Genomic DNA, 15,557 nt, shown 5'->3' with positions numbered 1-15,557 from the left:
AGCAGGGAAGGAACCCGCCGTGAGCCGAACCGTCACCACCGCCACCGCCGCCGCCACCACCGGGACCGACACGACCCCGAACCCGTCGGCCTCCGGGCTCCGCCCGCTCGCCATCGACGTGGTCGCCCCGCTGGCCGGCTACTACCTGCTGCACTCGGCCGGCGGCCTGAGCGTGTTCGCCGCGCTGGCGTGGAGCAGCGCCATCCCGGCCGCCCGGACCGTGCTCGGCCTGCTGCGCGAGCGCAGGCTCAACCTGTGGGCCGCGCTGATGCTGACCGTGAACCTGGCGGGCCTGGCGCTCACCTTCGTCACCGGCGACGCCCGACTGATGATCGCCAAGGACGGCGGGCTGAGCGGCACCGTGGCGCTGGCCATCCTGTTCTCGGCGCTGGTCGGCCGGTCGGTGATGACCCCGGTGCTGATGCCCTTCCTCACCAAGGGCAAGCGCGACCGGGCCGCCGCCTGGCAGCGGCTGGTCGAGGGCCGGGCGGCCGGCTCCCGGGCCTTCCAGCGCCACGAGCGGGTGTTCGCGGGTGCCTGGGGCACCGCGCTGCTGGCCGAGTGCGTCGCCCGGGTGGTCGGCGCCTTCACCCTGCCGGTGGCGACCATGGCCTGGCTGTCCACCGTGTTCATGATCGGCGCGATCGCGGCCAGCGCGATGCTCGGTCGGATCGCGGCCGATCCGATGGAGAAGCTGGTCGCGGCCGAGACCGAAGCCCCGACCGCCGTCTGACACCGCCTGCCGTCCACCTGCCGCCCGGGGGAGCATCACCGCCCCCGGACGGCGCCCGAACCGGCCCCAACGCCGGGTGTCGGCGATCCGAACAGCACGGAACCATCCGGATCTCCCGGGAGTCCTTCATAACGAGGGGGTAACGGGACCCCCGGTCGAGGAAACGGGGCCCCCATGAGCCGGACGCACGCGCTGACCGCCACCGAGGACCGCACCCTCGTGTGGGACGGCTGCCTGAACGTCCGCGACCTGGGCGGACTGCCCACCGCCTCCGGCCGGCCGACCGCCCGCGGGGCGATAGTCCGGGCGGACAACCTGGACCGCCTCACCGCCGAGGGCTGGGACGCCCTCCTCGACCACGGTGTCCGCACCGTGGTCGACCTGCGCAACGCCGAGGAGTACAAGCCGCTCCTCCCGCTCCCCGAGGGCGTCGAGCTGATCCGCGTCCCGCTGGACGAACTCGCCGGCCCCGCCTGGTGGGAGGCCTACGGCCGGCTGGACGGCACCCCGCTCGCGCTCCGCCCCTACCTGGACCACTGCCCGCACGCCGCCGCCGCACTGATCGCCGCCATCGCCGGCGCCCGCCCCGGCGGCCTGGTCGTGCACTGCGGCGCCGGCCGCGACCGCACCGGCCTGGCGGCCCTGCTGCTGCTCGCCCTGGCCGGCGTCGAACGGGCCGCGATCGTCGAGGACTACCAGCTCAGCGGCCCCAACGTCCGCCCGCTGTACGGGATGCTGGGCCTGCCGGACCAGTACCACCGGATCGACGCGGTGCTCGCCGAGGCCGGCACCACCGCCGAAGCCGTCCTCGCGGGCGCGCTGGAGGGCCTCGACCCGGCGGGCTACCTGCTCGCCGCCGGGGCCACCCCCGCCGAGGTCACCGCCGTCCGGGCCCGGCTGCTGCCCGCCGCGTAGCGGCCACCGGGCCAGGCCGGCTCCTGCAACTCGACCACCTGGAGCTTGAGTTCGCGAGACAGCCCGGCCTCGGGCAGGGCCGGGATCCTCGACCCGCCCATCGGACGCCTCCGTCCCGCAGGGGCCGCCGAAGACTACTCGCGCGTATCGTCAACCGATGGTTGACGGCCCAGGATCGACAACCTACGGTTGACGCATGGAGAATCCCGTCGTTCCCAACACCACTCCGCTGCGCCTCGACGACCTGATCGCCGCGATCAAGAAGGTCCACCCCGACGCGCTCGACCAGTTGTCCGACGCGGTCATCGCCGCCGACCACCTCGGCGACCTCGCCGACCACCTGATCGGCCACTTCGTCGACCAGGCCCGCCGCTCCGGCGCCTCCTGGACCGACATCGGCCGCAGCATGGGCGTCAGCAAGCAGGCCGCCCAGAAGCGGTTCGTCCCCAAGGACCCGGGCACCCCCGCCGACCTCGACCCCAGCCAGGGCTTCGCCCGGTTCACCGACCGGGCCCGGAGCGTCGTGATGGCCTCGCAGGAGGAGGCCAGGGCGGCCGGCAACGCCGAGATCACCGCCGAACACCTCCTGCTCGGCCTGCTCGCCGAACCGGAGGGCATCGGGCTCAAGGCGCTCGCCGCCCAGGGCGTCACCCCGGAGGCCGTCCGGGAGGCGACCGCCGCCGTCCTGCCGGCCGCCGCCGAGCAGGTGCCCGCGCTGATCCCGTACGACGCGCAGGGCAAGAAGGCGCTGGAACTGACCTTCCGTGAGGCGCTGAAGCTCGGGCACAACTTCGTCGGCACCGAGCACATCCTGCTCGCCCTGCTGGAGCTGGAGAACGGCTCGGGCGTGCTCGCCGGCCTCGGCGTCGAGAAGTCCGAGGCGGAGACCTTCACCTCCGAGGCCGTCAAGGCCATCATCGCCGCCCGGAACGCCGAGCAGGCGTGAGACGGGGCCCGGCCCCGGGCGGAACTCCCGCCCGGGGCCGGTCGGTTGGGCTCGGGCGGGACTCAGAAGCCGGAGACGGGCGTGGTGACGATCCGCACCCGGCCGTCGGCGGCCGCCTCCAGCGCCGCCCGCAGCCGGAGCGAGCGGGCCGGGCCGAGGAGTTCCAGCGCCTCCTCGACGGTGGCCCACTGGTGCCGGTCCAGTTCGCCGGCCGGGACGGTCACGGGGGTGCCGTCCGGGACGGTGCCGAAGTCGAACATCAAATGCTGCGCCGGGTGGTCGAGTTCGGACGAGGGGTGGGTCCAGGAGATGGCCAGTAGCTCCCCGGTCGCCCTGACGATGCCGGTCTCCTCCAGCAGCTCCCGCGAGGCGCACTCCACCGGGCCCTCGCCGAGGTCGATCGTGCCGCCCGGGAACTGCCAGTACTCGCGGTACCCGGCCTTCACGATCAGGATCCGGCCGGACTCGTCCCGCAGCAGGCAGCCCGCCGCCGCGTAGATCCTGGGCAGGGACGCCAACCATTCCTCGCGGGACTTCAAGGGCTCAGCCGTCACTGCGATCCTCCTGGGGCACGGTGGTTCTGCACCGCCCACTCTGCCACCGACCCGCCCGGGACCGTCAGTTCAGCGCTGGGCGGCGAGGTGCTCGACCAGGCGGTCGAAGCTGGAGTTGAGGCCCGCCCGGGCCTCCGGACCGCAGTACATCGCCGGCACCTCGGTCTGGTGCAGGACCACCTCGGTGCGGCCGTCGCCGAGGTCCTTGAAGGTCATCGTGGAGCGCAGACCCACGCTCTCCTCGACCAGGGCGATCAGCTCGCCCGGGCGGATCTCGGTGATCTTGGCGCACATCGGGTACGCGTCGCCGGTCGCGTCGATGGTCATGGTGCTGTCGTAGCGCCCGCCCACCCGCGGCTCGATGGTCACGGTGTCCAGCTCGACGTGGGTGCCGACCGGGCCCCAGAAGCGGACGAACTGCTCGGGCTCGACGTAGGCGCGGAAGACGGCGTCCGGGGTGGCCGGCAGCTCGCGGGTGATGGTCAGCTCGCCCAGGTTCTCGGTCATGGTGTCGTCCTTCGTGATCGCGGCGCCACGGTGGCGCTTTCACAGGAGTAGACCGAGGGCGCGACCGAAACTCATCGCTCCACGCGGAAATTCTTTCGAGAAGTTCTGCGGAGTTCTGCCGAGCTCCGGGAAGTTCCGAGAAGTTCCGCCGGAGCCGATGAGCCAGGGCCACCGGGCCGGTCCAAGCAGTATGGACACCACGCCGAAGCCCCCGCCCGCCCCCGCCCTGACCTGCGACCTGGACGCGCTGACCGCGCCCGACCTGGCCGTCGTCGACGCCCTCGCCCGGCTGCGGCTCGCCGCCGCGCGGCACGGGGTGGGCGTGGTGCTGGTGAACGCGAGCGGCCCGCTGCGGGAGCTGCTCGCGTTCAGCGGGCTCGCGGCCCTGCTGCCGGGGGGCGTGGACCCCCTCGACCTCCGGCGGCCGGACAGGGCCTAGTCGGCGGCCAGCCGGGGCGGGAGGCCGAACAGCGGGAAGAGCACGTCGGTGTCCAGGAAGTTGGTGAACCCGGTGATCCGGCCCGCTGACACCTCCAGCACGATCAGCGCCCACGGCTCGTGCCCGCCCGCCGGGCTCGGCCGGTACTGGGCGAAGGCCGGAGCGCCGTTGGCCGTCACCGGGACCAGCCGGGAGCCGCGGCAGCCGTGGCCCGGGCCGAGCATCCAGGCCCGGATCTCGCCCCGCCCCCGCAGCCACATCGCGTACGGCGGCATGTTGAGCGTGACGTCCTCGTGCAGCAGCGCGGCGAGGCCGTCCATGTCGTACGCCTCGAAGGCGCGGACGTAGCGGTCCAGCAGCGCGCGGTGGTCGTCGTCCAGCGCGGGGGCCGGGCGGGCGGCCGCGCCGTCCCCGGCGAGCACCGCGCGCGCCCGCTGCAGCGCGCTGTTCACCGAGGCCACCGTGACGCCGAGCAGTTCGGCCACCTCGGCGGCCTTCCAGCCGAGCACCTCGCGCAGGATCAGCACGGCCCGCTGCCGGGGCGCGAGGCGCTGCAGCACGGCGACGAAGGCCAGCTTCACCGACTCGCGCTGGGCCGCCACCTCGGCCGGGTCACCCGTCTCGGGCAGCACCCGGCCGTCCGGCGCGGGGCCGATCCACGTCACCTCGGGCAGCTGGATGTCGCTCGCCGTGGCCACCGTCACCGGGCCGGCCAGGTCCATCGGGCGGGCCCGGCTGTTGCGGCCGTTCAGCGCGTCCAGGCACACGTTGGTGGCGATCCGGTACAGCCAGGAGCGCAGCGCGGCGCGGCCCTCGAAGCCGCGGTGGCCGCGCCAGGCGCGGACCATCGTCTCCTGCACCGCGTCCTCGGCCTCGAAGACCGAGCCGAGCATCCGGTAGCAGTAGCCCGTCAGCTCCGTCCGGTACCGCTCCAACTGGAGCTCGACCGGCTCCTCCGTGATCAGGTCGGCCATGGTGCGCCCCCGTCGTCCCGCCCCGTGCTGGTGAACGGCACGAAGGTACTCCAGCCCACTGACAACGCCCCGGCGCGCCCCCGCACCGACCGCGAACCACCCCGGACACCGCCCCCGGACACCACCCCCCGAGCACGCGTCGGGGGGCGGGCGCCGGAACGCGGCGCCCGCCCCCGGACCCGGATCCGCTCAGTGGGCGGAGTGCTTCTCCGCTCCGCGGTGCCGGTGGCCCTTGAGCTCGGCGTGCGTCGACGGGGCGGCGTGCCCCGCCGAGGCCGCCTGATCGCGGCCGCCGTGCCGGAAGGCGTCGGGCGCGGCGTACCCGGCGGTGGCGGAGGACATGGCGTCGGCGCGCAGCATCGGCACCAGCCGGGTGGGCGCGGTCGCCATGCCGCGGCGCTCCAGCAGTTCCTGGGTGCCCCGGCGGAGCTGGGCAGTGCTGCCCGGTGTTCGCCTGGTCATCGTCGGCCTCCCTTCGGCGGTCACCGGCGGGACGGATGTCGACCGGAGGGGCCGGGGGCCGCGCGGGCGTTATGTCCGGATTTTATCCGGGTTGCGCCCGGATGCCACCGGAAACGGGCCCCGGCTTCCCCGGACCGGCCCGATCCGCGGGACGCGCCCCGCGCCGGGCCTCAGCCCATGACCTCGTGGACGAAGCACCAGCGCCAGTCCTCGCCCCGCTCGTACGAGCGGATCACCGGATGCGAGGTGTTGTGGAAGTGCGCGGTGGCGTGCCGCTGGGGCGAGAAGTCGCAGCAGCCGATGTGGCCGCAGTCCAGGCAGATCCGCAGGTGCACCCAGTCCCGGCGCCCCTGGGCCAGGCAGTCGGCGCAGCCGTCGGCCGGGGGGAGGGGCTCGATGTCCTGGGGGGCCGCGGCGAGGTCTTCGCAGGCACTCATGCCCGCAGGGTAGTGACGGCCCGGCCGGCCCCGGCCTCAAGACACGCCGCGCGCCCGGTCGGCCTTCCCGACGCCAGGGTGGTACCGCCGTACCCAGGAACGCGGATCCCGGGAGGGCCGCACCCGGGACGCACACGGCCCTGGGCGAACCTCCGCCGCCCGCACACAGTTGTCGTCGTCAGCCCCACCACCCTCCCAGGCCCAGGAGCCACCGATGAGCTACCCCTCCCTCGCCGCCCGCACCGCCGTCGTCACCGGAGCCGCCAGCGGCATGGGCGCGGCCACCGCCCGCCTGCTCGCCGCCCACGGCGCCCGGGTCGCCCTGCTCGCCCGCCGCACCGACCGCCTCGACACCCTCGCGGCCGAGCTCACCGCCGCCGGCGGCCAGGCCCTCGCCGTCACCGCCGACATCACCGACCAGGCCTCCGTCGACGCCGCCGCCAAGGCCGTCCACGACGCCTACGGCCGGGTCGACCTGGTGGTCAACAGCGCCGGCGTGATGCTGCCCAACCCCCTCGCCGACGGCCGGACCGACGAGTGGACCCGCATGGTCGACACCAACCTCACCGGCGCCCTGCGGATCATCCGCGCCTTCGCCGACGACCTCACCGCGGCCGCCGCCGACGGCCGGGCCGCCGACCTGGTCAACGTCTCCTCCATCGCCTCGCGCGTCGTCTTCCCCAACTACGCCGTGTACAGCGCCACCAAGGCCGCGCTCACCCAGCTGTCCGCCGCCCTGCGCTCCGAACTCAGCCCCCGCGACGTCCGGGTCAGCTCCATCGAGCCCGGCCTGACCGACACCGAACTCGGCGGCCACATCGACAACCCCGCCCTGCGCGAACAGCTCGGCGGGATGTTCGCGGCCATCCCCGCACTCACCGCGGAGGACCTCGCCGACCTGATCGCCTACACCGTCAGCCGCCCCCGGCACGTCAACCTGAGCCACACGGTCGTCGTGCCGACCCGGCAGGCGTAGGGCCTTCCTCGGACTCCCCCGATCCGGGCCGGCTTCCGGGCTCCGGCTCCACCATCGGGGGAGGCATGGGAGCATGCCACCCGTGGCGATCGTGACGGGGAGAACGAACGGCGACACCGGCGGTGGCGACACCGCCGGCACGCCCGCACCGGCGGACACCGGCATACCGGCGAGCGCCGGAGCCGGCCAGGGCCCGGCCCGGGCGGTGTCCGAACCCGGCCGGATCCGGCAGCCCGTCGCCCTGATCCGGCTGCTCACCGGGCTCATCGCCATCGCCCTCACCCTGCTGCTCGCCGACTACGCCCGGGCCACCACCGGCGGCATCGCCGCCGACGTGGCCGAGGCCGCCGAACTGGTGCCCCGGCCGCTCGCCGGCCTCGCCGGCGGCCTCACCACCGCCGCCGTGCTGCTGGTGCCCGTCGTCCTCGCCGCCCGCCGCCTCCTCGGCCCCGATCGGCGACGCGCCCTCCAGCAGGTCTCCGACGGCCTGCTCGCCGCCGTCCTCGCCTACGGCGCCACCCTGCTCCTCGACCTGTGGGCCGACGGCGTAGCCCCCGTCTCCCTGCTCGCCGCCCTCACCCAGGCCCTACCGGGCGGCGCCCTCGGCCACACCGAGCCCGTCTACGGCTACCTCGCGCCCGTCCTCGCCTTCATGACCGCCTCCGGCAACCGCGAACACCGGGCCCCCTGGGCCGTCCTCGCCCTCTCCGGCCTCGCCGGACTCGCCGGCGGGTACGCCACCCCCACCGCCCTGCTGCTCGGCCTGCTCATCGGCTGGACCGGCGCCCACGGCACCCTCTACGCCGTCGGCACCCCCGACCCGCTGCCCAGGCCCGGCGAGATCCTCCGGGCCCTGCGCGAGAGCGGCCTGCACCCGGCCGAGGCCCACCCCGCCGGGCCCGACCGCTACCTGGTCCGGCAAGCCGACGACCGGCCCGACCTCGACGTCCAGCTCCTCGACCGGCAAGCCGTCACCGCCGCCGCCGTCCAGCGCGCCTGGCGCCGCCTGCGGCTGCGCACCGCCCCCCACCCCCGGGCCCTGCGCTCCCCCCGCGCCGGCCTCGAACACGAGGCGCTCGTCACCTACGCGGCCCTCGCCGCCGGCGTCCGCACCCGCCGCATCGCCGCCACCGCCGGCCTCGGCCAGGACACCGCCCTCATCGCCTACGAACACCTCCCCGGACGCACCCTCGACCGGCTCCCCGACGAGGAGATCACCGACGACCTGCTGGCCGACGCCTGGCGGCAGCTCGCCCGCCTCCAGCGCCGGGAGACCGCCCACCGGGCGCTCGTCCCGTCCTCGCTGCTGGTGGACGCGACCGGCGCGGTGCACCTGGTCGACTTCGCCGACGGCGACATCGCGGCCAGCGAACTCGTGCTGCGCTGCGACATCGCCCAGCTGCTCACCACCCTCGCCCTGCGGGCCGGCGCGGCCCGCTCCGTCCACACCGCTGTCACCGTCCTCGGCGCCGACACCGTCGAGGCCGCCCTCCCCCTCCTCCAGCCCATCGCGCTCGCCCGCACCACCCGCCACGCCCTCAAGCACACCGCCCGCCCGACCGCCGCCGCCCGCACGGACGGCCCGGCAGGCCCCGGGCCCGACGAGGCCGCCGCCGGCGGGGGCGGGCTGCTGGAGGAGATCCGGGCGGAGGTGCTGCGGACCAGGCCGCAGGCGGAGGTGCGGCCGGTGCGGTTGGAGCGGCTGCGGCCGCGGACCCTGCTGGCGGTGGTGGGCGGGGTGGTGGCCGGGTGGCTGCTGATCCCGCAGCTGTTCGCGGCCGAGGACAACCCGATCTCGGCGGTGGCCGACGCCGATCCGGCGTGGCTGGCGCTGGCGCTGCTGGCGGCGGCGCTGAGCCACGTGACGGCGGCGATGGGGTTCGTCGGGTTCGTGCCGGAGCGGCTGGACTTCCGCAACGCGGTGCTGGCGCAGCTGGCCGGGGCGTTCGTGAAGCTGGTGTCGCCCGGGGGCGTCGGCGGGATCGCGCTGAACACCCGGCTGTTGCAGCGGGCCGGGATCCCGACCGCGCAGGCGCTGTCCAGCGTCGGGGTGGGGCAGTTGATCGGCCTGGTGCTGCACCTGCTCCAGCTGGGCGCCTTCGTCTACCTGCTGGACCTGCAACCGGGCGGTTCGGAGCTGGACGCGCTGCCCGCCGTGGTGGGCGGGCTGGCGGGGGCGGCGGCGCTGCTGGCGGTGGTGTCGGCGGTGCCGCCGGCCCGGCGCTGGCTGGCGGCGCGGCTGCGGCCGCTGACCACCGAGGTGCTGCCGCGGCTGCTGGACCTGCTGCGCAGCCCGGCCCGGCTGGCGGTGGGACTGACCGGGCAGCTGCTGGTGTCGATCTGCCTGATCGGCTGCCTGTACTGCTGCACCCGGGCGATCGGCCGGGAGCCGTCCTTCGCCTCGGTGGCGGTGGTGTTCCTGGTGGGCAACGCGGCGGGCAACGTGGCGCCCACCCCGGGCGGGGCCGGCGCGGTGGACGGGGCGCTGATCGCGCTGCTGCAGCAGACCGCGTCGATGGAGAAGGGCGGCGCGCTGGCGGCGGTGGCGACGTACCGCCTGCTGACGCTGATCCTGCCGGTGCTGCCGGGCTGGGCGGCGATGACCTGGCTGCAGCGCCGCCGGGCGCTGTAGGGCCCCGGACAGCGCGCGCACCCCGGACGGCGCCCCGGACCGGGCCCGGCGGCGGCTACTCGCGGTACTCGTCCTCGTCGAGCTGGACGACGCGGCTCTGCTCGGCGGCGTCGGCGACATCGGTGGCCGGGTCGGCTCCGACGGCCCGGCGTTCGGCCACCTCGTCGTACTCGTCGCCCTCGGGTGCCTCGTCGTCGGGTTCGACGGTCTCGACGGCCTCGTCGATCAGGTAGTCCTCGTGATTCTGCGGCATGGCGTCCGTCCTCACTGTTCGGAGGCACTGTCCGGAGGCTCCCACGGGCGCGGGGGCGGTACTGGCAGTATCCGTCGCCGGGCGGCCGGGCGCGATTGCGCCGCGGCGGCCCCGCGGCGCCCGGGCCGCCGGCCGGCACGGAACGCGCCGCAGGCCACCGGGGGTACGATCGGTGCCGTACCAAGGGCTTACCCACACCCACCCGGTGGCCCCGAGGCCCTTACGAACGACGGGGAAATCATGTCCGGCTCGCACTACTTCACCGGTGCACCCGAGGTCGCCAGCGAGCGCCGGCCGATCACGGTCTCCCTGCCGGACCTCACCCTCGAACTGACCACCGACACCGGAGTGTTCTCGCGCGGCCGGCTCGACCCGGGCACCCGGATCCTGCTGGAGCACGCCCCGCAGCCGCGGGTGCGCGGCCCGATCCTGGACGTCGGCTGCGGCTACGGCCCGATCGCGCTGACCTGGGCGAGCCGGCGCAGGCGGCTGCCGGTCTGGGCGGTGGACGTGAACGAGCGCGCGCTGGAACTGGTGCGGCTGAACGCCGAGGCGCTGCGGCTGGGCAACGTCCAGGCCGCGCTGCCCGAGGACGTCCCGCAGGACGTGCGGTTCGCCACCATCTACTCCAACCCGCCGATCCGGATCGGCAAGGCCGCGCTGCGCCGGCTGCTCACGCACTGGCTCGGCCGGCTGACCCCGGACGGCTCGGCGTTCCTGGTGGTGCAGAAGCACCTGGGCTCGGACTCGCTGCAGAAGTGGCTGAACGAGCAGGGCTACCCGACCACCCGGGTCGCGTCGGTCAACGGGTTCCGGATTCTGGAAGCACGACCCCGCCCGGAGCCGGGCGAGGGCACGGAGAGTGGACGGGGAACGTCGTCGTGAAGCAGTTGCGCGGGACCGAACTGAAGCGACTGCACCGCTCGTGGCGGCGCAGCAACGAGTTCCGGCTCGCGATGATCCTGGAGAACCTGCAGTCGCCGTTCAACGTCGGCTCGGTGGTCCGGACCGGGGCCGCGATGGGCGCCGAGAAGCTGTACCTGGCCGGGGAGACCCCGTCGGTGCGCTCCTCGGGCGCGCAGAAGGCCGCGATGGGCACCGACAAGTACCTGAAGGTGGAGCACTTCCCGACGGTCGCGGAGGCGGTCGCGGCGGCGAAGGCGGACGGCTTCAAGGTGGTCGGCCTGGAGCTGGCGGACGAGGCGGTGCCGATGTTCGCCGCCGAACTGACCCCGGCGGTGGCCTTCGTGCTGGGGCACGAGGACCGCGGGATCACCCCCGACGCGCTGGCGCTCTGCGACCAGGTGGTGTTCGTACCGCAGCTGGGCCGGGTCGGCTCGCTGAACGTGTCGGCGGCCGCGACGGTGGCCTGCTACGAGGCGCGCCGCCAGGGGTACGCGATCAGCGGCACCCCGGACGGCACCGACCTCGGCGACCTCGGCGGGGCCGACGACGAGTAGGACCTGATCCGATCCGGAGGGGTGTGCCGAAAGGCCACCCCTCCGGTCGTTTCCGCCCGGCGGTACGGGACGGTCGACCACGCCTGCGGGCCGGACCTCCCCGGCGTCCGCGGGGAGCTCGCCCCGGCCCCGCCGGCGGTGGTCAGCGCAGCGTCAGCTAAGCGTCAGCGCTCCAGGCGACTGTAGTTGGCATGACGTCGATCACGGCAGTCTCCAGCTGTCTTCCCGACACCATCCCGATCGCGCGCTTCCAACAGGAACTCCAGCTGACGGATGTGCAGCTCCGGCGCTACCAGCGCTTCTACGGGCTCTCCGAGGTGTGCCGCGACCCCGCGGCCACCGAGACCGAGCTGCTGCTGCGCGCCGCGACCAAGCTGGTGGAGCTGCGCGGGCAGGAACAGCGCGTCAAGTACGTCCTCCAGGCCCGCACGATGCCGTCGCCGCTGCCGTACCCGATGACCTCGCTCCGACCGATCCAGGTCGAGCTCGGCCTGGAGCACGCCGCCGGCTTCGTCGTCTCGCACCACGCCTGCGCCTCCGGGCTGCTCGCGCTGGACCTGGCGGGCACCCTGCTGGCCGCCGACCCGGATCCGAACGCGCTCGCCCTGGTCCTGGCCGGGGAGAAGGCGTGCACCACCCGGACGCAGTCCATCCCGGACGTCACCGTCATGGGCGAGGGCACCGTGGCCTTCCTGGTGAGCGCGGACCGTGCCGGCTCCGACCGGATGCTCGGCTACGCGACGCGCACCCACACCCAGTTCGGCGACGAGTTCATCATGGGCGACGCCGCCGCCAAGGAGTTCCAGGACCTGTACGGGCCCGGCCTGTGCGAGGTGATCGGCGCCGCCCTGGAGGAGGCCGGCTGCGGCCTCGACGAGCTGGCGCTCGTGCTGCCGCACAACGTCAACCGGCTGTCGTGGATCGGCGTCTGCAAGGCGCTCGGGCTGCCGCTCGACAAGGTCTTCCTCGACCTGGTCGGCGAGACCGGGCACTGCTTCTGCGCCGACCCCTTCATCAACCTGCAGAAGGCCACCGAGCTGGGGCGGCTGCGCCCCGGCGACCGCTACCTGATGACCAGCGTGGGGCTCGGGGCGACCTTCGCCGCGATGGTCCTGGAGCACTGACGGCCGCCCACCGGATCGGCCGGCCCCCGCAGTACCGGCGCACCCGCACCACCGCAGCACCGCAGTACCCGCGCACCCGCCGCACCGCGCCCGAGCGCACACGAGAAATGACGAGGTCGACATGCATCTACCGTCCTCCGGCTTCAGCGCGCGCCTCAAGCGCGCCGTGACCGGGTCCGCGGACACCCCGCTGGTGTTCCTGGGCAACTTCGAGGTGGAGAACCACTGGGCGCTCGGCGAGCCCGCGCTGCCCCGGGTCGCCTCGCACGCGGGCAGTGCGGTGGTGAACCGCATGGACGAGTTCGCGCTGCTGCTCGGCGGCAAGGACGACCACGTCGTGCTGAAGACCGCCCTGGACGAGGGCTACCGCGGCTACCTGGAGGGCCTCGGCCTGGAGCTGCCCACCGTGCACGTGGTGGCCGGCCAGGACCCGCAGCGCACCGTCAGCGAGGACGCCCTCGCCGACCCCGAGCTGCTGCGCGCGCTGTCCGCCGTCGCCGCCGAGGGCGCCCGGCTGACCGCGCACGGCATCTCCACCGTCGAGGAGGAGCTCGCCGAGCGCACCGGGCTGCGGCTGGGCGCGCCGACCGCCGCGGTCTGCAAGCGGGTCAACAGCAAGGTGTACAGCCGCCGGCTCTCCGACGAGCTGGGCATCCGCCAGGCCCGCGGCTGGGCCTGCGAGACGCTGGAGGAGCTGGCCGAGGCGGTGGCCGCGGCCGGTGAACTGCTGGCGGCGGGCCGCAAGGTGGTGCTGAAGGACGCGTTCGGCGTGTCCGGCAAGGGCATCGTCGTGCTGGACTCCGAGGCCCGGCTGGGCCGGCTGCACCGGATGGCGGTCCAGCAGGCCGAGCGCGCCGCCAAGGCCGCGGGCGGGGCCCCGCGCACCGCGCTGGTGATCGAGGAGTGGGTCGCCAAGCGCTGCGACCTCAACTACCAGTTCACGGTGGGCCGGGACGGCTCCACGCACTTCGACTTCGTCAAGGAGCTGCTGACCGAGGGCGGCGTCCACAAGGGCCACCGGATCCCGGCCCGGCTGACCGACGGGCAGGTCGCCGAGATCGGGGCGACGGCGCTGCGGCTCGGCGAGCGGCTCGCCGCCGACGGCTACTACGGCGTGGTCGGCGTCGACGCGATGGTCGACCCGGACGAGGGCCTGTACCCGGTCATCGAGATCAACGCCCGCAACAACATGTCCACGTACCAGAACGTGGTGCACGAGGGCGGCCTGGCCGGGGCCGACGAGGTCGCCGTCGCCCGGCACTTCCCGCTGCGGCTGACCCGCCCGCTGCCCTTCGCCGAACTGGCCGAGGTGCTGGACGGGCTGCTGCTGACCGAGCGGGGACCGCGCCCGCGCGGCCTGTTCGTGAACAACTACGCCACGGTGAACGCCGCCGCGGGCACCGCCGCCGACACCGAAGCGGACGGCTTCGAGGGCCGGCTGTACGGCGTGCTCGTCGGTGCCTCCGACGAGGAGATCGAGGCGCTCGACACCGACATCACCCGCCGCCTCGCGGCCTACCCGGAACGGAGCTGACCGTGAGCGTCGCATTCGAGGTGCAGGGCCTCGGGATCACCGAGCTCGCCGAGGAGTTCGGCACCCCGCTCTACCTGTACGACGGCGAGGAGATCACCACCCGCTTCCAGGGGCTGCGCGAGGCGCTGCACCCGGCGCTGGAGGTCTTCTACTCGCTCAAGGCGAACCCCAACATCTCCGTCTGCGCGCTGCTGCACAGCCTGGGCTCGCGCGCCGAGGTGTCCTCGCTGACGGAGCTGGTCACCGCCCGCCGGGCCGGGGTCGAGCCGCGCGACATCATCTTCCTCGGCCCGGGCAAGAGCCGCGGCGAGGTGGCGGCCTGCCTGGACGAGGACATCCACGCGATCGTCTGCGAGTCGATCGGCGAGCTGGACCTGATCGACGAGGTGGCCCGCGAGCGCGGGATCACCGCCCGGGTCGCGCTGCGGGTCAACCCGAGCTTCTCGGTGAAGGGTTCGGGCCTGACCATGGGCGGCAAGCCGCGCCAGTTCGGCACCGACGAGGAGCTGCTGCTGGCCGAGGGCAAGGACCTCGCCGGCCGCTACCCCAACATCCGGCTGATGGGCGTCCAGGTGTACCTGGGCACCCGCATCCTGATCGAGGAGTCCGTCGTCGAGAACACCCGGCGGATCCTGGAGCTGGCCGAGCGCCTCTCCACCGAGCTGGGCTTCCCGCTGGAGACGGTCGACGTCGGCGGCGGCCTCGGCATCGCCTACTTCGACAACGAGAAGGACCTCGACGTCGCCGAGCTGACCGCCGGGCTCAACCCGCTGATCGCGGACTTCCGCACCCGGCACCCGGACACCCGCATGATCATGGAGCTGGGCCGCTTCCTGGTCGCCGCGTCCGGCACCTACGTCACCCGGGTGCGCTACACCAAGACCTCGATGGGCGAGAACTTCGCGGTCACCGACGGCGGCACCAACCACCACATGGCGGCCGTCGGCATCGGCTCGTACGTGAAGCGCAACTTCCCGATGGCCGCGCTGGAGCGGCTGGACGAGCCGGCCACCGAGCCCTGGCACATCACCGGTCCGCTCTGCACGCCCAACGACGTCATCGGCAAGAAGGTGCCGATGCCGGCGCTGCGGGCCGGCGAGCTGATCGGGGTGCAGCGCTCCGGCGCGTACGGGCCGACGGCCTCGCCGGTGCACTTCCTCAGCCACGGCTACCCGGCGGAGGTGCTCGTCCTGGACGGGCGGGCGCACCTGATCCGGGAGCGCGACGACGTCGAGGCCATGCTCGGCCGCCAGCGGCTGTACGCGGCCCCCGGCGACGACCAGAACTGACCACCGACCGGCCGACCCACGGCCGGGACCAGCCCGAGGAGAACACCATGAGCGACACCGCCAACACCGTGGCCGACGTGAAGTACGTCGACGCCGTCCGCAAGGGCCTGTCGGAGGTCCTCAACAAGGACGTCTCCGGCGCCGACCCGGGCGTCCGCCTCTTCGACGAGCTGGGCCTGGACTCCAGCAGCGCGCTCGAACTGCTCATCACCATCGAGGAGATCCTCGACGTGCAGTTCGACGCCGACGAGCTGGACATGACCCACTTCGAGACCGTGGGCTCGCTGGCCGGCTTCGTCGCCGCGGAAGCGAGCGCCTAAGC

18 protein-coding genes are annotated in these 15,557 nt (G+C 74.1%); 12 read left to right on the top strand and 6 right to left on the bottom strand.

From position 1 onward, the window contains the following. The first annotated feature begins 19 nt into the window (after positions 1-19). From ACIOGZ_RS15960 to ACIOGZ_RS15950, 3 genes are all read left to right on the top strand, one after another. Entirely contained in the window at positions 20-733 is a 714-nt protein-coding gene (locus ACIOGZ_RS15960; protein WP_400986211.1) for a VC0807 family protein, read from the top strand. Between the two features lie 174 nt (positions 734-907). Next, positions 908-1,648 carry a tyrosine-protein phosphatase gene (locus tag ACIOGZ_RS15955; RefSeq protein ID WP_400986209.1) on the top strand — a complete coding sequence of 247 codons (741 nt, stop codon included), beginning with the start codon at positions 908-910 and terminating at the stop codon, positions 1,646-1,648. Between the two features lie 196 nt (positions 1,649-1,844). Next, a complete protein-coding gene (locus tag ACIOGZ_RS15950) occupies positions 1,845-2,594 on the top strand; it encodes a Clp protease N-terminal domain-containing protein (RefSeq protein WP_363582440.1) in 750 nt (249 codons plus the stop codon). 62 nt (positions 2,595-2,656) lie between these two features. Here the strand turns inward: ACIOGZ_RS15950 and ACIOGZ_RS15945 are convergent, their stop codons facing one another. After that, on the bottom strand, positions 2,657-3,148 hold the full coding sequence (locus ACIOGZ_RS15945) for an NUDIX hydrolase (RefSeq protein WP_363617657.1): 492 nt from the start codon (positions 3,146-3,148) through the stop codon (positions 2,657-2,659). A gap of 69 nt (positions 3,149-3,217) precedes the next feature. Then, the gene (locus tag ACIOGZ_RS15940) at positions 3,218-3,655 is read right to left on the bottom strand and encodes an SRPBCC domain-containing protein (protein WP_363582444.1); all 438 of its coding nucleotides are present in this window, start codon (positions 3,653-3,655) and stop codon (positions 3,218-3,220) included. A gap of 190 nt (positions 3,656-3,845) precedes the next feature. Here ACIOGZ_RS15940 and ACIOGZ_RS15935 point away from each other — a divergent pair, with 190 nt between their 5' ends. Beyond that, positions 3,846-4,094, top strand: a complete 249-nt coding sequence (locus ACIOGZ_RS15935) for an STAS domain-containing protein (RefSeq protein ID WP_363617653.1) — start codon at positions 3,846-3,848, stop codon at positions 4,092-4,094. Here ACIOGZ_RS15935 and ACIOGZ_RS15930 read toward each other — a convergent pair. The 3 genes from ACIOGZ_RS15930 to ACIOGZ_RS15920 all read right to left on the bottom strand — a co-directional run bounded on the left by ACIOGZ_RS15930 (position 4,091) and on the right by ACIOGZ_RS15920 (position 5,967). After that, a complete protein-coding gene (locus tag ACIOGZ_RS15930; RefSeq protein ID WP_400986206.1) occupies positions 4,091-5,068 on the bottom strand; it encodes a sigma-70 family RNA polymerase sigma factor in 978 nt (325 codons plus the stop codon). The two genes, ACIOGZ_RS15935 and ACIOGZ_RS15930, sit on opposite strands and share 4 nt — an antisense overlap. A 189-nt stretch (positions 5,069-5,257) precedes the next feature. Continuing rightward, on the bottom strand, positions 5,258-5,530 hold the full coding sequence (locus ACIOGZ_RS15925) for a hypothetical protein (protein WP_400986205.1): 273 nt from the start codon (positions 5,528-5,530) through the stop codon (positions 5,258-5,260). A 170-nt stretch (positions 5,531-5,700) separates the two neighbouring features. Further along, positions 5,701-5,967 carry a UBP-type zinc finger domain-containing protein gene (locus tag ACIOGZ_RS15920; protein ID WP_363582452.1) on the bottom strand — a complete coding sequence of 89 codons (267 nt, stop codon included), beginning with the start codon at positions 5,965-5,967 and terminating at the stop codon, positions 5,701-5,703. Positions 5,968-6,181: 214 nt separating this feature from the next. Between ACIOGZ_RS15920 and ACIOGZ_RS15915 the strand changes: the two genes are divergently transcribed. Together ACIOGZ_RS15915 and ACIOGZ_RS15910 are read left to right on the top strand one after the other, a co-directional pair. Then, positions 6,182-6,943: an SDR family oxidoreductase gene (locus tag ACIOGZ_RS15915; protein WP_400986203.1), complete on the top strand. Its 762-nt coding sequence runs from the start codon at positions 6,182-6,184 to the stop codon at positions 6,941-6,943. 82 nt (positions 6,944-7,025) lie between these two features. After that, positions 7,026-9,575, top strand: coding sequence for a lysylphosphatidylglycerol synthase domain-containing protein (locus ACIOGZ_RS15910; RefSeq protein WP_400986201.1), 2,550 nt, complete (start codon positions 7,026-7,028; stop codon positions 9,573-9,575). Between the two features lie 55 nt (positions 9,576-9,630). Here ACIOGZ_RS15910 and ACIOGZ_RS15905 read toward each other — a convergent pair whose 3' ends face one another. Then, positions 9,631-9,828 (bottom strand): hypothetical protein, encoded by a 198-nt coding sequence (locus ACIOGZ_RS15905; protein ID WP_363582458.1) that lies wholly within the window; start codon positions 9,826-9,828, stop codon positions 9,631-9,633. Between the two features lie 240 nt (positions 9,829-10,068). Here ACIOGZ_RS15905 and ACIOGZ_RS15900 point away from each other — a divergent pair, with 240 nt between their 5' ends. The 6 genes from ACIOGZ_RS15900 (at position 10,069) to ACIOGZ_RS15875 (ending at position 15,555) form a co-directional block, all read left to right on the top strand. Next, positions 10,069-10,713: a class I SAM-dependent methyltransferase gene (locus ACIOGZ_RS15900; protein ID WP_063348741.1), complete on the top strand. Its 645-nt coding sequence runs from the start codon at positions 10,069-10,071 to the stop codon at positions 10,711-10,713. Next, positions 10,710-11,288: a TrmH family RNA methyltransferase gene (locus ACIOGZ_RS15895; RefSeq protein ID WP_363582460.1), complete on the top strand. Its 579-nt coding sequence runs from the start codon at positions 10,710-10,712 to the stop codon at positions 11,286-11,288. Before ACIOGZ_RS15900 ends, ACIOGZ_RS15895 begins: the two co-directional genes overlap by 4 nt. A gap of 191 nt (positions 11,289-11,479) precedes the next feature. Continuing rightward, on the top strand, positions 11,480-12,412 hold the full coding sequence (locus ACIOGZ_RS15890) for a 3-oxoacyl-[acyl-carrier-protein] synthase III C-terminal domain-containing protein (protein WP_363582462.1): 933 nt from the start codon (positions 11,480-11,482) through the stop codon (positions 12,410-12,412). A gap of 121 nt (positions 12,413-12,533) precedes the next feature. Further along, complete coding sequence (locus tag ACIOGZ_RS15885) at positions 12,534-13,946, top strand: hypothetical protein (RefSeq protein WP_363582464.1); 1,413 nt, start codon at positions 12,534-12,536, stop codon at positions 13,944-13,946. Positions 13,947-13,948: 2 nt separating this feature from the next. Further along, on the top strand, positions 13,949-15,235 hold the full coding sequence (locus tag ACIOGZ_RS15880) for a type III PLP-dependent enzyme (protein ID WP_363582466.1): 1,287 nt from the start codon (positions 13,949-13,951) through the stop codon (positions 15,233-15,235). Positions 15,236-15,282: 47 nt separating this feature from the next. Next, positions 15,283-15,555 (top strand): acyl carrier protein, encoded by a 273-nt coding sequence (locus tag ACIOGZ_RS15875; protein ID WP_063348736.1) that lies wholly within the window; start codon positions 15,283-15,285, stop codon positions 15,553-15,555. Positions 15,556-15,557 lie beyond the last annotated feature (2 nt).

It is taken from the genome of Kitasatospora sp. NPDC088160 (assembly GCF_044741445.1).
Classification (GTDB): domain Bacteria; phylum Actinomycetota; class Actinomycetes; order Streptomycetales; family Streptomycetaceae; genus Kitasatospora.
Note: the sequence above shows the minus strand (reverse complement) of the source record. Positions and strands in the feature narration are given on the sequence as shown.